18 protein-coding genes and 1 tRNA gene are annotated in these 19,804 nt (G+C 68.5%); 11 read left to right on the plus strand and 8 right to left on the minus strand.

The features are described from left to right. Window position 1 precedes the first annotated feature (1 nt). The gene (locus ACFQRC_RS04125; protein ID WP_379958052.1) at window positions 2-1,591 is read right to left on the minus strand and encodes an MFS transporter; all 1,590 of its coding nucleotides are present in this window, start codon (window positions 1,589-1,591) and stop codon (window positions 2-4) included. 114 nt (window positions 1,592-1,705) lie between these two features. Further along, the gene (locus ACFQRC_RS04130) at window positions 1,706-2,080 is read right to left on the minus strand and encodes a tRNA-binding protein (protein WP_379958054.1); all 375 of its coding nucleotides are present in this window, start codon (window positions 2,078-2,080) and stop codon (window positions 1,706-1,708) included. Window positions 2,081-2,166: 86 nt separating this feature from the next. Here ACFQRC_RS04130 and ACFQRC_RS04135 point away from each other — a divergent pair, with 86 nt between their 5' ends. Both ACFQRC_RS04135 and ACFQRC_RS04140 read left to right on the plus strand, forming a co-directional pair. Beyond that, a complete protein-coding gene (locus tag ACFQRC_RS04135; RefSeq protein WP_379958056.1) occupies window positions 2,167-3,348 on the plus strand; it encodes a glycosyltransferase family 4 protein in 1,182 nt (393 codons plus the stop codon). Beyond that, window positions 3,348-3,707: a hypothetical protein gene (locus ACFQRC_RS04140; RefSeq protein WP_379958058.1), complete on the plus strand. Its 360-nt coding sequence runs from the start codon at window positions 3,348-3,350 to the stop codon at window positions 3,705-3,707. Before ACFQRC_RS04135 ends, ACFQRC_RS04140 begins: the two co-directional genes overlap by 1 nt. Here ACFQRC_RS04140 and ACFQRC_RS04145 read toward each other — a convergent pair. Continuing rightward, window positions 3,628-4,620, minus strand: coding sequence for a metal-dependent hydrolase (locus tag ACFQRC_RS04145; RefSeq protein WP_379958060.1), 993 nt, complete (start codon window positions 4,618-4,620; stop codon window positions 3,628-3,630). The two genes, ACFQRC_RS04140 and ACFQRC_RS04145, sit on opposite strands and share 80 nt — an antisense overlap. A gap of 79 nt (window positions 4,621-4,699) precedes the next feature. On the opposite strand from ACFQRC_RS04145, the gene ACFQRC_RS04150 reads away from it, so the two are divergent. Further along, window positions 4,700-5,989, plus strand: a complete 1,290-nt coding sequence (locus ACFQRC_RS04150) for a hypothetical protein (RefSeq protein ID WP_379958062.1) — start codon at window positions 4,700-4,702, stop codon at window positions 5,987-5,989. Window positions 5,990-5,995: 6 nt separating this feature from the next. Here ACFQRC_RS04150 and ACFQRC_RS04155 read toward each other — a convergent pair whose 3' ends face one another. Continuing rightward, the gene (locus ACFQRC_RS04155) at window positions 5,996-6,634 is read right to left on the minus strand and encodes a PadR family transcriptional regulator (RefSeq protein ID WP_379958064.1); all 639 of its coding nucleotides are present in this window, start codon (window positions 6,632-6,634) and stop codon (window positions 5,996-5,998) included. Window positions 6,635-6,743: 109 nt separating this feature from the next. On the opposite strand from ACFQRC_RS04155, the gene ACFQRC_RS04160 reads away from it, so the two are divergent. The 6 genes from ACFQRC_RS04160 to ACFQRC_RS04185 all read left to right on the plus strand — a co-directional run bounded on the left by ACFQRC_RS04160 (window position 6,744) and on the right by ACFQRC_RS04185 (window position 13,639). Continuing rightward, window positions 6,744-8,066: a replication-associated recombination protein A gene (locus tag ACFQRC_RS04160; RefSeq protein WP_379958066.1), complete on the plus strand. Its 1,323-nt coding sequence runs from the start codon at window positions 6,744-6,746 to the stop codon at window positions 8,064-8,066. Then, window positions 8,047-9,483, plus strand: a complete 1,437-nt coding sequence (locus ACFQRC_RS04165; RefSeq protein WP_379958068.1) for a serine hydrolase domain-containing protein — start codon at window positions 8,047-8,049, stop codon at window positions 9,481-9,483. Before ACFQRC_RS04160 ends, ACFQRC_RS04165 begins: the two co-directional genes overlap by 20 nt. Window positions 9,484-9,575: 92 nt before the next feature. Beyond that, complete coding sequence (locus ACFQRC_RS04170) at window positions 9,576-10,865, plus strand: mechanosensitive ion channel (RefSeq protein ID WP_379958069.1); 1,290 nt, start codon at window positions 9,576-9,578, stop codon at window positions 10,863-10,865. 97 nt (window positions 10,866-10,962) lie between these two features. After that, on the plus strand, window positions 10,963-11,835 hold the full coding sequence (locus tag ACFQRC_RS04175; protein WP_379958071.1) for a hypothetical protein: 873 nt from the start codon (window positions 10,963-10,965) through the stop codon (window positions 11,833-11,835). Between the two features lie 17 nt (window positions 11,836-11,852). Beyond that, window positions 11,853-11,928: transfer RNA gene (locus ACFQRC_RS04180), tRNA-Thr, on the plus strand. Between the two features lie 34 nt (window positions 11,929-11,962). Then, the gene (locus ACFQRC_RS04185) at window positions 11,963-13,639 is read left to right on the plus strand and encodes an MFS transporter (protein ID WP_379958074.1); all 1,677 of its coding nucleotides are present in this window, start codon (window positions 11,963-11,965) and stop codon (window positions 13,637-13,639) included. 6 nt (window positions 13,640-13,645) lie between these two features. On the opposite strand, the gene ACFQRC_RS04190 is transcribed toward ACFQRC_RS04185, so the two are convergent. Both ACFQRC_RS04190 and ACFQRC_RS04195 read right to left on the minus strand, forming a co-directional pair. Beyond that, a complete protein-coding gene (locus tag ACFQRC_RS04190) occupies window positions 13,646-14,140 on the minus strand; it encodes a GNAT family N-acetyltransferase (RefSeq protein WP_379958077.1) in 495 nt (164 codons plus the stop codon). 4 nt (window positions 14,141-14,144) lie between these two features. Next, a complete protein-coding gene (locus tag ACFQRC_RS04195; RefSeq protein WP_379958080.1) occupies window positions 14,145-15,302 on the minus strand; it encodes a cell wall hydrolase in 1,158 nt (385 codons plus the stop codon). A gap of 233 nt (window positions 15,303-15,535) precedes the next feature. Between ACFQRC_RS04195 and ACFQRC_RS04200 the strand changes: the two genes are divergently transcribed. Both ACFQRC_RS04200 and ACFQRC_RS04205 read left to right on the plus strand, forming a co-directional pair. Further along, entirely contained in the window at window positions 15,536-16,432 is an 897-nt protein-coding gene (locus tag ACFQRC_RS04200) for an iron-containing redox enzyme family protein (RefSeq protein WP_379958083.1), read from the plus strand. A 38-nt stretch (window positions 16,433-16,470) separates the two neighbouring features. After that, window positions 16,471-17,568, plus strand: coding sequence for a 2OG-Fe(II) oxygenase family protein (locus tag ACFQRC_RS04205; protein ID WP_379958086.1), 1,098 nt, complete (start codon window positions 16,471-16,473; stop codon window positions 17,566-17,568). 52 nt (window positions 17,569-17,620) lie between these two features. Here ACFQRC_RS04205 and ACFQRC_RS04210 read toward each other — a convergent pair whose 3' ends face one another. Both ACFQRC_RS04210 and ACFQRC_RS04215 read right to left on the minus strand, forming a co-directional pair. Continuing rightward, complete coding sequence (locus tag ACFQRC_RS04210) at window positions 17,621-18,400, minus strand: hypothetical protein (RefSeq protein WP_379958089.1); 780 nt, start codon at window positions 18,398-18,400, stop codon at window positions 17,621-17,623. 95 nt (window positions 18,401-18,495) lie between these two features. Continuing rightward, window positions 18,496-19,785 carry a S8 family serine peptidase gene (locus ACFQRC_RS04215; protein ID WP_379958091.1) on the minus strand — a complete coding sequence of 430 codons (1,290 nt, stop codon included), beginning with the start codon at window positions 19,783-19,785 and terminating at the stop codon, window positions 18,496-18,498. Between the last annotated feature and the right edge of the window lie 19 nt (window positions 19,786-19,804).

Genomic DNA, 19,804 nt, shown 5'->3' on the forward strand with positions numbered 1-19,804 from the left:
CCTAGTCCAATTCCTTCCCCGCCGTCTCCGGCAGCCAGAAGATCGTCACGACCAAGGCCATCGCCACTACCGCCATCGTGTACCAGAGGCCGGAGAAGGGATCGCCCGTCCGGGCGATGATCGTCTGGCTGATGAAGGGCAGGAAGCCGCCGAAATAACCGGTGCCGACATGATAGGGAATCGACATGGAGCTGTAGCGGATGCGGCTTGGGAAGAGTTCGGTCAGCAGCGCCGCGACCGGGCCGAAGGTCGCGCCCGAAAGTGCGCCGAGCGCCAGAATGGCGAGAAGGATGAGGGCGATATCGCCCACTTCCGGCCGCACCTTGTCGAAGCTGTAGCCGGCACGGGACAAGGCGCCGTCCAGGCTTTCCGGACTGGTGTCGGCAACCCTCGTCCCGCCGATCGTGACGTCGGTGAGCGGCGCCTCCGATTTGGTATAGTGCACGCCTTTCCTGGAGAAATAATCGAGCAGCCGCCCGCATTCGCTCGCCTGGCCTTGGGTGGCGAAGGGATTGTAGCTGCAATCCGGGCCGGCGACCACGACCGGCGCCCGCCGCGACGCCTCCGCCAGGGCCGGGTTGCCGGCATCCGCGATGATATGGAAAAGCGGGAAGAGCAGCAGCAGGGTCGCCGCATAGCCGATGACGATCGGCTTCTTGCGCCCGACTTTGTCGGACAGCCAGCCGAAGAAGACGAACCAGAAGAGACCCGCCGCCGCGCCCGCGCCGACCAATAGCTGCGCGGTCGTATCCTCGACCTTCAGCGCGTTCTGGAGGAAATAGAGCACCTGGAACATCGCCGTATACCAGATGACGGTGAGGCCCGCCGCGATGCCGAGCATGGCGACCAGGATCAGCTTCACGTTGCGCCGGGTCGAGAAGCTCTCCTTGAGCGGATTGCGGGCCAGCGCGCCCTTCGCCTTCATCGCCAGGAAGACCGGGCTCTCGTTGAGCTTCAACCGCATCCACAGCGAGATGGCGAGCAGCAGCAGCGAGAAGAGGAAGGGAACCCGCCACCCCCATTCCGCCCATTGCGCATCGGTGACGAGCAGCTTCGATCCGAGCACCACGACCAGGCTGAGGACGAAGCCGCCGGCGACGCTCGCCTGGATGAAGCCGGTATAATAGCCGCGCCTGTTCCGGGGCGCGTGTTCGGCGACGTAGATCGCCGCGCCGCCATATTCGCCGCCCAGCGCCAGCCCCTGCGCGATGCGGAGCAGGATGAGAATGACCGGCGCCGCCATGCCGATCGCGGCATAGCTCGGCACCAGCCCGACGCCCGCCGTCGCGACGCCCATCAGCGTGATGGTGATGAGGAAGGTATATTTGCGCCCCAGCCGGTCGCCGAGATAGCCGAACAGCACCGCGCCGAGCGGGCGGAAGCCGAAGCCTACCGCGAACGAGGCCAGAGCGAGCAGGAATTGCAGCGTCTCGTTGCCGGCCGGGAAGAACAGCCGGCCGATGATCGCCGCGAGCGTCCCGTAGATGAAGAAATCATACCATTCGAAGACGGTGCCGAGCGAGGACGCGACGATGACCAGCCGGTCCCGCTTCGGATCCACGACATAATCGTCCGCCACCGCCGTCGCCATATAGCCTCCGCCCCGTCCTGGCCTTGTCCTTCTCGGCCGTGCCGAGCGTCAGGCCTGAGACAGCGAATGACTATGGCAGCACAATCGATCGGACAAGAAGGGTCCGGGCCTAGCCTAGAACAAGCGGGCGCCGTTCGGCACCTCATGGTCGGGCCGGACCAGCACGACGGCGCCACTCTCGTCCGGAAAGCCGACGGTCAGCACCTCCGACATGAAGGGGCCGATCTGCCGAGGCGGAAAATTCACCACCGCCGCCACCTGGCTCCCCATCAGATCCTGGGCGCTATAATGTTCGGTGATCTGCGCGCTCGATTTCCTGATGCCGATCCCGGGGCCGAAATCGATCCGGAGCTTCCAGCTCGGCTTGCGCGCCTCGGGAAACGGCTCGACTCCGATGATCGTCCCGGCCCGGATGTCGACGGCGAGGAATTGGTCGAACGCAATCACCTCGGCGGGCGGGGCGGCTGGATCGGAAAGTTTGTGCGTCATACGGCTTCTTAGCGACCCCGCCCGGCCGGTCCAGCGTCGAAATGCCCACCATTGGCGTTTTCCGGAGGAGCCGCTATCGGACGACGATGGACGCGTCCGACCTTCGCATCGCCCTATTCAGCGGCAACTATAATTACGTCCGCGACGGCGCCAACCAGGCGCTGAACCGCCTGGTCGGCTATTTGCTGCGCGAGGGCGCGGCCGTTCGCATCTATTCGCCGACGGTCGACGAGCCGGCGCTGCCGCCGATGGGGGATGTCGTCGGCGTGCCCGCTTTCGCCATTCCCGGGCGCTCCGAATATCGCTTCCCGATGATGATACCGACGGAGGTGAAGAACGACATCCGGCGATTCGAGCCCAACATCTTCCATGTCGCCAGCCCGGACATTCTCGGTCACCGCGCGATCACCCTCGCGCGCGGGCTCGACAAGCCGGTGATCGCGTCGGTCCACACCCGCTTCGAGACCTATCCGCGTTATTACGGCCTCGCTTTCCTCGAACCGGTGGCGCTCGCCATCCTGCGCCGCTTCTATCGCCGTTGCGACGCCATTTTCGCGCCGTCCGATTCGATGGCGCAATTGCTCCGCGAGCAGCGGATGAACTACGATGTCGGCATCTGGACGCGCGGCATCGACCGCGAGATCTTCAATCCCGGCCGGCGCGACCTGCTCTGGCGCCGCGGCCTCGGCATCGACGACGACGTGCCGGTGATCGGCTTCGTCGGGCGGCTGGTGATGGAGAAGGGCCTCGACGTCTTTTCCGACACGATCGACCATCTCGAAAAGCGGCAGGTGCGCCACAAGGTGCTGGTTGTCGGCGAGGGGCCGGCGCGAGACTGGTTCGAGAAGAGGCTGCCGCAGGCGGTCTTCGCCGGTTTCCAGAAAGGCCCGGACCTGGGCCGCGCGGTCGCCTCGATGGACATGCTGTTCAATCCGTCGGTGACCGAGACGTTCGGCAACGTCACCCTGGAAGCGATGGCGACCGGCCTGCCGGTGGTCGCCGCCGCCGCGACCGGCAGCGAGAGCCTCGTTTCCGACGGCGTCACCGGCCGCTTGATCCGGCCCGGCGCGATCGACGCCTTCGCGGACGCGCTTGCTCATTATTGCCGCGACGCCGAAGCCCGCGAGACGGCCGGCCGCGCCGGCTGCGAGGTCAGCGGCCATTATGGCTGGGACGAGGTCAACCAGGCCTTGGTCGAATCCTATTGCCGCATCGTCCGCCAGCGAGCGGCGGGAGGCCGACCGCCGCCGCCCAGCCCAGTGCCCTGATGCGCGCGCTGCGCATCGTCACCCTGGCCGTGGCACTGGCGATCGGGCTGAGCGAGATCGCGCGCTGGTGGGGCGATGCCCGGATGCTGCCGCTGGCGCTCGACGAATTGATCGTCGCGGCGGCAATGATCTGGGCGGCCAGGGCCAGCACGAGCTTGGGCGCCGCACCGCTGGCCGCGGCCTGGGGCGTTTATTGCGGGCTGATGCTGGCATTGCTCGTGCCGACGCTGGACCATCTGCTGTTCGGACCCGAAAAAGCGAGCGCGCATTTCTATGCGGTCATTCTGGGCGCGATGCTGGCGGTGGGGCTGTGGGCGCTCGGCCGGTCGCTGCGCCTCGTTCGCGAACCGTCGCGCTGACGCTGAACGTACCGTCGTCCGGTGCTCGGCCGTAGCGTGCATCGCCGATCGTGACCTGCGCCAGCCCCCCTTCCCGGTGGACGGTCGCGAACGGCAGCCGCGACCAATAGAGGAAATCCGCCACCTCCTCGTCGCCCGCCGCGGCCGCGGTGATCGCCGGATCGGCCATGTTGGTGGGGACCAGGCCGGGCGCCAGCACCAGCTCGGCGCGCGGCGTCCAGCGCAAGGTGCCGAAGCCGTAACCGGCGCCCACCCGGTAGACGATGGCGCGGCGGAAGGGATCGACCGGCACCGGACTGGCGACGACCGTCTCAGGTCTGGGAAGGCCACGCCGCTCTACCGCGTCCGCGACCAGCCGTTCGCCCGCCAGGCTCGCGGCGCCCATTCCGCCGGCATAAAGCGCGACCGCGACCAGAGCGGCGAGAGCGGACCCGCCGGTCGAACGCCGCCGGGCCATCCAGGCGCCGATGCCGAGCGCCAGCCACACCCACGGATCGATGATGAACAGGGCGTCGCCGTAATACCATCGCTCCGAGAACGGCATCAGGCAGCGTATGCCGTAGGTGTTGAGAAAATCGAGCAGGGGATGGGAGAGCGCGCCGATATAAGCGAGCGCGAGCAGCCAGCCCGGATGAACCGGCGCGCGGCCGGCGGGACGCGTGCCGCGGCGCCCCTGCCAGGCGTCGAAGGCCAGCATGACGGCGGCGAGCAGGAGCGGGAGCAGGACCAATGCGATCGGGCCGTGCGTCCAGCCGCGCCGCCAGGCGAGGTTCTCGCCGACCAGCAGGCCAAGCGCGTCGAGATCGGGGATATTGGCGGCGATGATGAGCGTCGCCATGCCGAGCCCGGTCTTCTTCTTGAGCCCCGCCTCGCCAAGCGCGGCCCCGACCAGGCTGTGCGCGAGATTGTCCATCGATCCTCCTGCCAATGAGCCGCTTTGCCCAAGTACGACGCTTTGGGCTAGACTGTGGGCGCATTCGAAAGGGGACGCGATGCGGATCGGCCTGTCGATCGCGGCTTTGATGTTGGCACCGACGGCGGCGGTCGCCGCCGCGCCGGCACTACCACGGATCGTGATCGACGCCGCGGCGGAGGGGGTTTGGACCGTTCGCTACCGCCTCGACGCGCCGGCGACGCGGCTCGTCTTCCGGCGTTCGCCCGATCAAAGCCGCCAGCAGAACTGGGCCGCCGAGTCCGGCTTCGAGATCGTCGCGACCCCTGCGGGCGAGGCGGTGCGGCGCATCGACGGCAGGCCGTTCGCCGCCGTGTCGCTGACGATGCCACCGCTCTATCGCGAACTGCCCAAGGATTATGCGCCCTTTGCGCCGTTCGGCGATGGCGGCACCCTGTTCCACAGCGGCCGAATGTTCGCCTGCGCCGAAGCCTGCCCCGAAGATGCGCAATGGCGGATGCGGGTGAATGTGCCTGATGGGCGGGCGATTCTGGTCGATGGCGAACGCAAGCTCGGCGCCGCCGAATGGATAGATCGGGACAGCGGCCGCAACATCTATGTCGGCGCCGGCGAGCCCGTCGCGACCGCCGATCTGCTTGCCTTGATCGACGGAGCGCTGCCGGCGACGATCCGCGATCCGCTGATGGCGAGACTACCCGCCTTCATGCGCCATTTCGCGTCGAAATTCGGGACGCTGCCGGCGCGGCCGATGCTGTTCGCATCCTACGACGCCGGTCACCAGGGCGGCTGGGGCCGGCAGGGCGGCACCCTGCCCGGCCAGGTCTTCACCCATTTCTACGGCGCTCACTGGGCCGAGGAGATGGCCAAACCGGGTTTCGGCGACGAACTGAGCTGGTTCTTCGCGCACGAGGCGGCGCATCTCTACCAGCGGCAATTGTTCACTCCGGCGCCCGAGGGAGCCTGGATCCACGAAGGCGGCGCGGAGGCGCTGGCGGTGCTCGCAACGCGCGAGACCGAGCCGCGATCGGCCGCGTTCCTGGCCGCCAAGATCGAGGGAGCGGACAAAAGATGCACCGAGCTGCTCGACGGCGCCTCGGTTCGGGACGCGATCGCGGCCGGCCGGTTCGAAGCCGCCTATAGCTGCGGTCTGCTGCTCAACCTCGCGCTGGACGCGGCGCTTCGCCGCGCGGCGCCGGACGGCGACGGGCTCTATTCGCTGTGGCGCGATTATATGGCCCGCGCCGGCGACAAGGGCAGCGAACACCATTTCCTTGCCGCCATCGCCTCGGCCGGCGGCGCCCCGCTGGCCGAGGCCGTCCGAGCCGCGGTTCGCACGCCCCGGCCGGACTTCACCCGCTTGGGCGGATGAGCCGCTTCATTTGAGACGCTCGATCTTCTGCGCGGCCTCATCGAGTACCGCCGCGATCTGGTGAAGCGTGTCCTCGTCCATCTCTTCGTGGGAGACGCGGTGCCAGAGCGCCGAGAGCAGATTGCCCACCGCGCGCTTGATCGGGGCGCGGCCCGCGCGCTCGGTGTCGGGCTTGAGATCGCCCAGCCGATCGAACAAGGCCGCGACCTCATCGGCCTTGTCGGCCAGCTCGTCCTCGCCCTCGCTCGTCACGGCAAACGCCTTGCGCGCGCCCTCCGCCTCGGCTTCCTCGATCAGTCCCATATCCTGCAACATGGTGAGGGTCGGATAGACGATTCCGGGGCTCGGCGCATAAGCGCCGCCGGTCATCTCCTCGATCGCGCGGATGAGGTCGTAGCCGTGGCGCGGCTGGTCGGAGATCAACTTCAACAACACGAGCTTGAGTTCGCCCGATTCGAACATGCGCCGCCGGCCGCCGTGGCGGCGACCGTGCCGGCCACCCCGGCCGCCGCGGCCGTCGCCCCACTCGAAGCTCCAGTCGCCCGGCCCCCACGACCCGCTCCGCCCGGCGGCCAGGCTGAAGAGCGCTTCCGGAAAACCTTTCGACCGGGGGCCGCAATCGCCCCAATTGAATCGCATGCTCATGACCGACTCCTGCTTTAAGACATGTCTAAGATATATCTTAGATAGGTTTCCTGTCAATCGCATCGCGCCGGGCGTTCCACGCCGCCGCAAAGCGGGCTAGAGCGATCCCGTGGCCGATCTCTTCGCGAACGAACCGGGGCAGGCGAGCCAGCCCGACGCGCCTCCGGCGAACGCGCCGCTGGCCGACCGGCTGCGGCCGCGCGCGCTCGACGAAGTCGTGGGGCAGGATCATTTGACCGGGCCGGACGGCGCGATCGGGCGTATGGTGGCGGCAGGGAAGCTCGCCTCGATGATCCTGTGGGGGCCGCCGGGCACGGGCAAGACGACGATCGCGCGCCTGCTGGCCGCCGCGGTGGGCATGCGTTTCGTGGCGATCTCGGCGGTCTTCTCCGGCGTGGCCGACCTCAAGAAGGTGTTCGCCGAGGCGAAGGAGCATACGCGCATCGGCGCGCGGACCCTGCTGTTCGTGGACGAGATCCACCGCTTCAACCGCGCCCAACAGGATGGATTCCTTCCCTTTGTCGAGGATGGGACCGTCGTTCTGGTCGGCGCGACGACCGAGAATCCGTCGTTCGAGCTCAACGCGGCCCTGCTTTCGCGCGCGCAGGTGCTGATCCTCAACCGGCTCGACGCGAAAGCGCTGTGCCAGCTTCTCGACCGCGCCGAGGCGCTGATCGAGCGGGCCCTCCCCCTCACCCCGGAGGCGCGGGACGCGCTGGTCGCGACCGCCGACGGCGACGGGCGCTTCCTCCTCAATCAGGCGGAAACCCTGTTCTCGATCGACATCGCCGAACCGCTCGATCCGGCCGGCCTCTCGGCGCTGCTCCACCGCCGGGTCGCGGTCTACGACAAGGACCGCGAAGGGCATTACAACCTCATCTCCGCGCTCCACAAGGCGATCCGCGGCTCCGATCCGCAGGCGGCGCTCTACTATCTCGCGCGGATGCTGGTCGCGGGCGAGGAGCCGCTCTATCTGCTCCGCCGCCTGGTGCGCACGGCGTCCGAGGATATCGGCCTCGCCGACCCGCAGGCTTTGGTCCAGTGCCTCGCCGCCAAGGATGCCTATGATTTCCTCGGCTCGCCGGAGGGAGAACTCGCTTTGGTCCAGGCCTGCCTCTATCTGGCGACCGCGCCCAAATCGAACGCGATCTATGCGGCTCAGAAATCGGCCTGGCGATCGGCAAGGGACACGGGCTCGCTGATGCCGCCCAAGAACATATTGAACGCGCCCACCAGGCTCATGAAGCAGGTGGGCTACGGCAAGGGATACCAATATGATCACGATGCTCCGGAGGGCTTTTCCGGCGACAATTACTGGCCCGAGGAGATGGAGCCGCAGACCTTCTACGAACCCGTCGACCGCGGCTTCGAGAAGCGCATCGCCGAGCGCATCGCCTTCTGGGAGGAACGCCGTGCCGAAATACGAAAATGAGTTCCCGGGCGAAAGCCGGGGTCCAGTCGCGCGCCGTTTCTGGACCCCGGCTTTCGCCGGGGCACTCCTGCTGGCTGTCAGCCCCGTCTCGGCGCAAAATCCGGATCGCTACACCCGCGCGCTGGCGGCGGGATACAAGGCGTCGTTCCTGTGCAGCGACCTGTTCAATGCCGGCCAGAGCGTCGAGCAGGTCGAGCGCGACGACCTCCAACGCACCTATGCGGAGCTGGAGCCGATCATGCCGACCTTGGCCGCCGACATCGACCGCGAGGCGAAAATAGTGAGCGTTGCCTTCGACGAGGCGATGCCGCCGCGCGTCGCCGCCTGGCGGCCGCATCTCGGCTGCGCCCAGCTCCCGATCGGCGCGCGTCCGGAAACCGCTTCGTTGCTGCCCCGGCTGACGGTCGACCCCGCCATCGATCGCTCGGATCGCCTGCCCTGGCCCAATGGCGACCGCGATGCGACGGCGACCGCGAAGGGAGACGCCAGGGCGCTCGACCGGGCGATCGACGCGGCATTCGACCGGCGCACCTACGGCCAGGGCAGCGAGACGACGGCGTTGCTGATCGTGCAGGACGGCAAGATCGTCACCGAACGCTATCGCGACGATTTCGACAGGCACATGTCGCAGCGCACCTGGTCGGTCGCCAAGAGCCTCGCCGCGACCATCGTCGGCGCGGCCGTCCAGCAGGGGAAGATCAACGTCGATGCGCCCGCGCCGATCCCGGAATGGCGGGCGCCCGGCGATCCGCGCGCGGCGATCACCACCGACCAATTGCTGCGCATGGCCAGCGGCCTCCATTCCGACCATGCCGGCAACCGCACCGACGCCCTCTATTTCGGCGGCACGGCGGTGACCGAGCAGGCGGTGGCCTGGCCGCTGGAGGCGCCGCCGGGAACGCGCTGGCGCTACGCCAATAACGACACTTTGCTCGCGGTGCGCGGGCTCCAAGCGACGCTCGAAGGCGAAGACAAGCTCGCCTTCCCGATGACCGGCCTGCTGTGGCGGATCGGCATGACGCGGACCGTGCCGGAGACGGACTGGGAGGGGGGCTTCATCCTGTCCAGCCAGGTCTGGACCACGGCGCGCGATCTGGCGCGGCTCGGGCTCCTTTACCTGAACGACGGCGTCTGGAACGGCGAGCGCATCCTGCCGCCCGGCTGGGGGACCTATGTCTGGCGCCTTGGCCCGGCCCAGCCACCCGCCGGCGGATATGGTTACGGCGCCGGCTTCTGGACCTTCCCCAGGGACAGCGGGCTGCCGGGAGACGCGTACATCGCGCGCGGCAATCGCGGGCAATATCTGGTGATCGCGCCGTCCCGCCGTCTCGTCATCGTCCGGCGCGGCTATGACGGGCCGGGAACGGGCTTCGATCTCGACAGCTTCACCAGGGACATCCTCGCCGCGCTTCGCTGAAGGGACAAGGAACTAGCGCGACCTCCAGGCATTTCTTACGGTAGCGGCACGACCTGCCCGACAGGCTTTTCAGGAAAGAAGGGGGAGCGACGATGTACCGGACGGAATCCGAAACGCTTTACTGGCAGGACCAGGCGATGGAGTGGCTGCCGCGCATCCTCGGCGCCATCGCCATCCTCGTCATCGCCTGGATCCTCGCCCGCGCCGCCAAATGGGCGATCGCCAAGGTCGTCGACCGGATTCCGGCGCTCAAGCGCCATCGCGAAGCGCAGCCCGGCAAGACCGTGGGCAGCCTGATCGGCGACATCGCCTTCTGGCTGATCTTGCTGGTCGGCATCCTCCTGGCGATGCAGCCGCTGGGCCTGGGCCAAGTGCTGGACCCGGTGCGCGAGCTCACCACCAATACCTTCGCCTTCATCCCGAACCTGGTCGCCGGCGGGCTGCTTTTCTTCCTCGGCCTGGTCATCGCGAGGATCGTCCAGCGCGTCGTCGAAGGATCGCTCCTCGCGGCCAATGCGGACGGCTGGCTGCGCAAGACGGGCCTGGTGGAAAATGCGGGCATGGCGCCCGCCGCCCCCGCCGATTCGCCTCCCGTTGTGAGCAGCAAGGCATCGATCAGCCGCTCCGTCGGCCTGATCGCCTTCTTCCTCGTCATCATCCCCTTCACCATCGCCGCGCTGGAGGCGCTGCGGATCGCCTCCATTTCCGGGCCGGCAACGGAAATGCTGCGCACGATCCTGGATGCTATCCCCAACGTGGTCGGGGCCGTGATCCTGCTCGCCATCGGCTATTTCGTGGGCAAGCTCGCCAAGCAGGCGATCGAACAGATATTGCCCTCACTGGGCTTCGACCGTTCGGTCGGCGCGCTCGGTTTCTCCTCCGCCAGCACGACGCCCTCGCGCACCGTCGGCACGATCGTGATGGTCGCGATCCTGATCTTCTTCGCGATCAAGGCGGCCGAATTGCTCGATTCGGCGATCATCGCGATGATGCTGGCCCAGGTGCTGGAGCTCGGCAGCCGGGTGCTGTTCGGCGCCGGCATCATCCTCGCCGGCGTCGTCATCGCCCGCATCGTCGCCAACCTGGTCAGCGGCGCCGGGACCGAGGGCTGGCTCCCCGCCATCCTCAAATGGTCGATCATCGCTTTGGCGGTCGCCATGGGCCTGCGCTTCATGGGCCTCGCCAACGAGATCGTGATCATCGCCTTCGCCTCGATCATCGGCTCGGCGGCGGTCGCCTGCGCCCTCGCCTTCGGCCTCGGCGGCCGGCCGACCGCGCACAAGCTGCTCGAGCAATGGACCGAGGGGAACCGCGCGCCCAAGCCCCCTGCCCGCCCGCGCGCGGCCAAGCCGCCGACCGACGATCAGCCGCCTCTGGTGTAGACAGAGCCGTCACCCCGGCGAAAGCCGGGGTTTCGTGGAGAAGGGCCGTGCCTTCCTGTCCTGAAATCCCGGTTTTCGCCGGGACGACGTGGGTTACATGAACCGCTTCCAGCGCTTCGCCGCGATCGACTGGTCGGGCGCCAAGGGGCGGCGGCACAAGGGCATCGCATTGGCCGTTTGCGAGGCGGGTGACGCGGCACCCCGGCTGATCGATCGCGACAGGCCATGGTCGCGCACCGAAGTGCTCGAATGGCTGCTGGCGACGGCGGACGAGGCGCCCACCCTCTACGGCTTCGATTTCAGCTATGCGCCGCCGATCGTGGAGCGGGGCGCTTATCTGCCGGGCGACGCCGCGCCCGAAGACGCCCGATCCTTCTGGGCCTATGTCGACGCTCTTTGCGACGACGAGGATCTCGGCGCCGCCAGCTTCCTCGAGACCCACCACCGCCGCCATTTCTATTTCGGCGCGGCGGATGGGGCGAAGGCGGATTATCTCCACCACCGGGTCTGCGAGCACGCCTTCAACGCCACCGGCGGCGGCAAGGCCTCGACGCTCTATGATGCCATCGGCGCGGCGCAGGTGGCCAAAGCGAGCTTCGCCGGAATGCGCCTGCTCCATAGGCTGGAGGGCAAGGTGCCGGTCTGGCCCTTCGACTTCGCTCAGGACGGGCCGATGGATGCGCTGCCCGCCTCCGGCAGCCTGGTGGTGGAAATCTACACCCGCGTCTTCATTCGCCTCGCCGGGCTCAGCGGCCGAAAGGTGCGGACCCTGGAAGCCCTCGATCAGGCGCTCGCCGGACTCGGCAGCCGCCCGACCCTCATCGCTCATCAGCCCAATGATCACGAAACGGACGTGCTCATCGCCGCGGCCGGGTTACGGCGCATCGCCGACGATCCGAATTACTGGAACCCCCATGGCCTCACTCAGCGGATCGCCCGCACCGAGGGCTGGACCTTCGGCGTCCTATGACGCATCTGGAGCCGGACGCCGGGTTAGCTCAGCTGGTAGAGCAACCGCCTTGTAAGCGGTAGGTCGTCGGTTCGAGTCCGACACCCGGCACCATCGGTCCTGCGTTCCTCCGGCAAAATGGGTGGATATGGCGACGATTCCTGGCGCGGGCGATCCGCCCACCCCCGGCGTAAAGAAGCAGAGCAAGAAGCTCGTCATCGCCGCGTCGTCGCTCGGCACCGTCTTCGAATGGTATGATTTCTACCTGTACGGCCTGCTCGCGACGATCATCTCCGCGCAATTCTTCTCGGGCGTCAACGAGACGACCGGCTTCATCTTCGCGCTCGCGGCCTTTGCGGCGGGCTTCGCGGTGCGGCCGTTCGGTGCGATCCTGTTCGGCCGGATCGGCGATCTCGTCGGCCGCAAGAATACCTTCCTCGTCACGATGGCGATCATGGGCCTGTCGACCTTCTGCGTCGGCCTGCTTCCGAGCTACGCGTCGATGGGCGTCGCCGCGCCGGTCATGCTCGTTCTGCTCCGATTGCTGCAGGGCCTGGCGCTCGGTGGCGAATATGGCGGTGCCGCGACCTATGTCGCCGAGCATGCGCCGGACGGCAAACGCGGCCTCTACACCAGCTTCATCCAGACCACCGCGACACTCGGCCTGTTCGCGGCCTTGCTTGTCGTCATCGGCATTCGCTCGGCAATGGGCGAGGAGGCGTTCGCCGACTGGGGCTGGCGGATTCCGTTCCTTGTCTCGATCCTGCTGCTCGCCGTCTCGCTGTGGATCCGGATGCAACTCGAGGAGAGTCCCGTCTTCCGCAAGATGAAGGCGGAAGGGAAGGGATCGAAGGCGCCGCTCACCGAGGCGTTCGGGCGCTGGTCCAACCTGCGCATCGTGCTCATCGCCTTGTTCGGCGCCGTCGCCGGCCAAGCGGTGGTCTGGTATACCGGCCAGTTCTACGCGCTCTTCTTCCTCGAAAAGACGCTGCGGGTGGACGGCGCCACCGCCAATATCCTGATCGCCATCGCGCTCGCCATCGCTACGCCCGCCTTCATCCTGTTCGGCTGGCTTTCCGACAGGATCGGGCGCAAACCGATCATCCTCGCCGGCTGCGCGCTCGCGGCGCTCACCTATTTCCCTTTGTTCGAAGCGCTGTCGAAGGCCGCCAATCCGGCGCTCCACGCGGCCCAGGCCAGCGCCCCGGTCCGCGTCGTCGCCGACCCGGCCGACTGCTCGCTCCAGTTCGATCCGATCGGCCGCAACCGGTTCGACGCGCGCTCCTGCGACATCGTCAAATCCTATCTCGCCAGGGCCAGCGTCTCCTACGCCAACGTCGCCGCCGCGCCGGAGGCGGTGGCCGAGCTCCATATCGGCGACACGATCATCCACAGCGCCGATGCGGCGTCGCTTCGGGGCGCCGATCGAGCGGCGGCGATCGCCGGGTTCCAAGCGGAGGCCGGGGCGGCGCTCGCCGCCGTCGGCTATCCCGACAGAGCCGATCCGGCGGCGATCGACAAGCCGCTGGTCGTGCTCATCCTGACCATCCTCGTCCTCTACGTGACGATGGTCTACGGCCCGATGGCCGCCTTGCTGGTCGAGCTGTTTCCGACCCGCATCCGCTATACGTCGATGTCGCTGCCCTACCATATCGGCAATGGCTGGTTCGGCGGCTTCCTGCCGACCACCGCCTTCGCCATGGTCGCGGCCACCGGCGACATCTATTACGGCCTCTGGTACCCCGTCGTCGTCGCCTTGCTGACCCTGGTGGTCGGGCTGTTCTTCCTGCCCGAGACCCACCGGCGAAGCCTCGAGAATGGCTGAGGAGCGTCAGCGGAGCGCCGCGAAAGCCGGCGCATAAGAGACCGGGCCTTCGCGCGCCGGAAGCGGATCGCCTCGCAGCGACAGGGCCATCAGATTGGGGCCGGCATAAGGCGAGCCGAAGCCCCGCGCGAACGCCGCGTCGAACCCGAAACGCGTATAATAAGCGGGTTCGCCCAGCACGAACACGCCTTCCCACCCACCGGCAGCGGCCAGCGCCAACCCTTGCCGAACTAGCGCATCGCCGATCCCGCGTCGCTGCCGGTCGGGCCGCACCGCCAGGGGCGCCAAGCCGAGCGCCCGAAACGGCGCCGCTACCGCCGAGAAGAGAATATGGCCGACCACTTCGCCGTCCGCCTCCACCACCAGCGACAGGGCGCAATCCCCATCGCGCCGCAACCGATCGACCAGATCCGCCTCCGCCGCGGTCGGGAAGGCCTGCTGGAGGAGAGAGCGGATCGCAGGCGGATCGGACGGCCGTTCAGGTCGAACGTCCGCCCGCATCAGCTCAGCAGCCGACCGCCTTAGGGGCCGCACCGGCGGTCTCGCCGGCCTTCTTTACCCCGTCCAGACAGGCGGGCGGGGCGGGAGCCTCGGCGGCCTTCTTGCCCAGCGGCGCCTGCTCGTCGCCGGGCCGGTCGCCGGTCATCGCCCAGCGATAGGAGGAAGCGATCGCATCGCCGTTGCGGGTTTGCTTCGCGAGGACCGTGGCGACGCCCTCGCGGCTGGCCGGCTCGTAGCGCCGGAGCACCGCGCGCTGGAAGCTGTCGACGCTCGCCGAACCGGTCTCAGCGGCCTCCGCAGCCAGGGCGTCGGTCGTTCCCGCGACCGCCTCGGGCGGCGTCGTGGTTAGCGCCGCGAGGCGCGCCGTTCGAGCCAGATCCGGTTCGGCGCCGCCATGGCGCTCGACGAAGGCGGCGGGCTTTCCCCAGCCGCCGGACCAGCGGTAGAAGATGTGCGTGCCGATCTCGGCCGCCTTGACCAGGCTGGAGCTCCAGTAAGGCACGACCCAATTGGTGTGATAATGGGTGGCCCAGCCGACCGGCGCATAGACGTTCCCGGCCAGCGCCGCCTCGGCGACCTTGCGCGCCCGCTCCCAATAGGAGGCCATCGGCGCGCGGCGGAGCGAGCCGTCGCAGGTGAAGGTGAATTGGCAGCCGGTGGTCCGTTCCGACCCCTGATAGACGACGCCGCAGACGCTGCTCGGATAGGCCGGATGCCGCACCCGGTTCAGCACCACCTGCGCCACCGCGCGCTGGCCGTCGGTCGGCTCGGTGGCGGCCTCGTAATAGATGGCGGAGGTGAGGCATTCGAGGGCGCGCGCGCGGTCGGCCTGGCTCTGGGCGCGCGACGCGAAGGCCACGGCCGCCGGATTGGGCCCGGTCGCCAGCGGGATGGCGGCGTTGAACGCGACCGCGTCGGTCGGATCGACGCGGCGGAATTCGAGCGGCTCGGCCGTCGGCAGGACCTGCTCGCGCACCGCGCTCGACAGATCGTCGGTGACGCGGGCGGCGGCACGGCCGTCTATGCCCGACATGCCGATCACGTTCAGGCCGGCGACCAGATAGAGCGCCAGCAGCGTCGCCAGCACCAGCGTCGCCGGCCAGTGCCGCCGATCCAGCGTCGGCACGCGAAAGGCCGGCAATCGCAAATTGGCTGTCAGCATAATCGCTCCAAAAATCGGACGCTCGCGGCGGCGATCCCGCTCCCCGCGGTCGCGCGCGCCTCCCGCGGCCACCTGACATGGGGAGAACGGGCACGAAATCAAACCGGGCTCAGCCGGCGCCCATAGCAGACTTTCCTGTATCCAGGCAAAACCGCGCCCTCGCGACGGGAACAGGAACATCGTTTCCATCAAGTCGTTGGTGATGCGACTCTAATTCGACGAGACCATCCTCAATGGCGACCAATGCATTCACCCGATTACCGTCGGCGGAAGCCGGCCAGTTCTTCACGGACAGCTTGCAGCGCGGGCTGGCCCACTGGAATCACGAGCGGCTCGCGCCGGGATTCCCCCACGAGGACTGGCAGAAGACGTTGGAGCGCGACGTCAGGATGCTCCGGCTGGAAGGCGGGTTCATCGAGGCCTTGCGGGACGAGGTCGCTGACGAAGCGGCGGCGGCTCCCACCGAAGTGGATGCCTTCGTCGCTTGGTTCGAGGCGCTGCGGGACACCGGACCTGGGCAAGGCGACCCGCTCTTCCCCTGGATCGCGGAGGAAGCCGGCATCGAGCCGATCAGCTGGTTCCTGGAGCAGGAAGCAGCCGGCGAAGCCGGGTTCGACGACCTGGTCGCTTATGCGCAGGTGAAGCTCCCCACCCTCCCGAAACTGGAACTCGCCCGCAATTATTGGGACGAGATGGGCCGCGGCAATCCCAAGGGGATGCACGGGCCGATGCTCGACCATCTGGTCGAGACGCTAGCGCTGAACCCTCGCGTCGATACGACATTGTGGGAAAGCCTGGCCGTCGCCAATGCCATGACCGCGATGGCGACGACGCGCCGCTACGCCTGGCATGCGGTCGGTGCGCTCGGCGTCATCGAGCTGACCGCGCCGGGGCGCTCGGCCTGCACGGCGGCCGGGCTGAGACGCCTCGGGTTCTCGGGCAAGGAGCGGCGCTATTTCGATCTGCACGCCGTGCTCGACGTCAAGCACAGCGCCGACTGGAACCGCGAGGCGCTGCGCCCGCTGGTCGAGGAAGACCCGCGCCGCGCGACCGCCATCGCCGAGGGCGCCTTGATCCGCCTGAAATGCGGCGAACGCTGCTTCGCCCGCTATCGGGAGATGCTCTGGTAATCGCTTGCCGCGCCCGCGCCGGCGGTTAATCTGCGGCGATGACCGCGAATCTCCTCCTGCCGGGCGACCATGCGCCGTGGTTCCAGGCGCCCGCTCTGTCGGGCGCGCCGCAATATGCTTTCCAGACCGTCGCCGGCCGCCATGTCGCGATGCTGTTCCTGGGCTCCGCGAGGCTTGAAGCCTGCGCGGCGGCGCTGCGCCTGGCGCTGGAACGGCGGCGCCTATTCGACGACCACAAGGCCTGCTTCTTCGGCGTGACGCTCGACCAGGACGACGCGGCCCAGGGCCGCATCGCGCAATCGCTCCCCGGCATCCGCTTCTTCCTCGATTATGACCGGAAGGTCAGCGCGGCTTATGGCGCGTTGGGCGGACGCGGCGATGGCGATGGGGTCGAATACCGGCCCCATTGGCTGATCCTCGATCGCGCGCTGCGGGTCGTCCAGCGCTTCCCGATCGACCAGGGCGGGGAGGCGCTCGACCTGCTGGAAACCCTGGTTTCGACGCCGACGGAGGACGAATGGGCGCCGGTGCTGCTGGTGCCCAACGTGTTCGAGCCCGAGCTGTGCCGCGAGCTGATCCACCTATACGAGAGCGACGGCGGTGCCGAATCGGGGTTCATGCGCGATGTCGACGGCAAGACGACCCTGATCGTCGATGCCGCCCACAAGCAAAGGCGCGACTGCATGATCGAGGACGAGGCGCTGCGCGGCCGCCTGGTCGCGCGCATGAACCGGCGGCTGAGCCCCGCCCTCGATCGCGCCTTCCGTTTCGAGGCCACCCGCATCGAGCGCTATCTGGTCGCCTGCTACACCGCCGGTGCCGGCCATTTCCGCCCCCACCGCGACAATACCACGAAGGGCACCGCGCATCGCCAGTTCGCGGTCACCATCAACCTCAACGCCGGCGACTACGACGGCGGCGACCTGCGCTTTCCCGAATATGGCGGCCGCACCTATCGCGCGCCGACCGGCGGCGCGGTCGTCTTCTCCTGCTCCCTGCTTCACGAGGCGACCCCGGTGACGCGGGGCAAGCGCTACGCCTTCCTGCCCTTCCTCTACAATGAGGAGGCGGCCCGTATCCGCGAGGCCAACAACCCGTATCTGGGCGAGGGCGTCGGCGAGTATCGCATCGGCTGAGCGCGACGGAGCGACGCCCGGAACCGTGGTTCCGAGCCTCGCCGGCGCGAACTCACTCCTCCTGCTGCCTGCCCGCTTCCCTGCGAACCTCGCCGCGGCCCATCGCCGAGACGAGAGCGTCGCCTGAAATAGTGAAATTATCCGCCGGCAGCGCCGCGACCCGATCGCCGGCCGCGACCAGCACGGTATCGACGGCGCCGTTGGCGGTGGCGCGGACCTGCTGCACAGTGCCGATCGCCCGGCCCGCGCCGTCGCGCACGACCATGCCGGGGCTCACCGAGATCGCACCGGCGGCGTTGGCGGCGGCCGACCCGGCTGCCACGAGTGAGCCGAGGCCGGTATCGCCCGCGCCTGACGCGGCGCCCGATGCGGAGCCGGACCCGTTGCCGGCCAGAGCGTTGGCGCCGCCCGCCGCGCCGCCGGCGATATTGACGGCGTTGGCGACGGTGGAATCGACCGCATCGGTGCCGATCGCCCGGGCGCCGACGCCGGCATTGCCGGAGGCACGGCCATTGGCGCGCGCGGAGGCGTTGCCGGAGCCGAGGACGGACGAGGTGGCGCCGTCCAGCGAGCCGGCGGCGGAGCCGGACGCGCGGCCGTTCGCGTCGGCACGGCCGCGACGGGTGTCGACGTTGCGATCGAGGCGGGTGGCGGTGGAGCTTCTCGCCGTGCCGCTGGTGCTGTTGCTGACGCCGCCAAGGGTGCCGCCCAAAGTGCCGCCGAGCGACCCACCGAGATTGCCGCCGAGTCCGCCGCCGCCGAGAAGCTGCGCGGAAGCCGGCGCCGCGATCAGCGCGAACGCGGCCGAGACGGTTGCGAGCTTGAGTTTCATTTTCTGTCTCCTTGCCTTTTCGATGAGGCTTGAAAGGTCCTCACCCGGGCTAACGAGACGGCTTTCCGGTTTAATCCCGTCCGGTAAGATATTTTCTAGCGGGCAGGCGTGCGGCACTCGCCGCAGACGAGGCCTCGGCCAAAGCGCTCGTCCGGACCCTTGGGACCGAGATCCTTCGCGGTCGCGTCGAGGGCGGCGAGGGAGCCGGCCTCCGACAAGCGCCCTGCGACCAGCGGCACCGCATAGGATGTACCGCGCACCTCGCCGACGCCACCCGAAACCTCGGCGGCGGCCATGTCGGCGCCGGGGGCGGCATAATCGAGATGGAGGGCGCGGCCTGCCTCGATCAGCGCCCGGTTCCTGCCGTCGACGCCGGTGACGGCGACCACGCCCTTATAGGAGGCGGGAAAAGCGGGCGGCGCGGCTGGGCCGTCATTGCCGACGGCGGCGACGATGCGGGTGCCGCGCGCGAGCACCTTCTCGACGACCCTGGCGACGAGCGGGTTGGCGGGGCCGACGAGGCTGACGCCCACCACCGGCACGTCACGCGCGGCCATGAAGGCGAGCGCCCTGGAGAGGGCCAGCGCATTGCCGCCTTTGGGATCGCGCCCGTAGACGTCGGCGACGAGCAGGTCCGCTGTGGGAGCGGCGCCCTTTATCGGGCCGGTTCCCACGGCGAGGGAAGCGACCGCCGTGCCGTGCGCGCTGGCGGCCGGAGCGCCGGCGGCGAAACCTTTCTGCTCGACGCCTCCGCCGAGCGACGGATGCGCGCCGACGCCGCCGTCGATGATGCCGATATCGGGCCGGCCGCCGCCGCCCTGCGCCAGGGCCGGCGACGCGGCCGTCATGATGGACGTGGCACCGCTCCGCATATGGATGTGGTTGGCGGTAAAGTCGCCGCCGGGCGCCACGTCCTCCAGCCGCTCCATCGCGTCCTCGATCGACAGGCCGCGCGGCGACGCAAGCGTTACCGAGCGGATGCCGAGCCCCTGAAAATCCTCATCGGCCGCGACCGAGAAGCCCGCTTTCACGGCTGCGACCAGTACCGCCGGATGGGGGTCGATCGCGATGATCTCGCCGCGCACCGCCGGCCCCGCGTCGGTCATTTCCAGGATTTCAGGATGGGAACGCACCAGATCGCGCAGCCGTCCGGCGCGGTCCTCCGCCAGCCGCCGTGCCGCGGAACCGAGACGGTCGGCCGCGCGCGTGGCGCTGTCGAGCGCGTCGATGCCGGTCCGTCCAACCCGGTCCAGCACCGGCCCGACACCTCCCGGGAGGGCGGAGCCGACTCCCCCGTCGGGCAGCAATTGCGCGCCCGCCGCGGTTGCGCCGAGGCAGGCGAGCGCGCCCAGCGCCATTGTCCTGAGCTGTTTGCCGGGCCACATAGCGGCCGCTCCTTTGCAT

The sequence above is a fragment of the Enterovirga sp. GCM10030262 genome (assembly GCF_042666435.1).
Taxonomy (GTDB): domain Bacteria; phylum Pseudomonadota; class Alphaproteobacteria; order Sphingomonadales; family Sphingomonadaceae; genus Allosphingosinicella.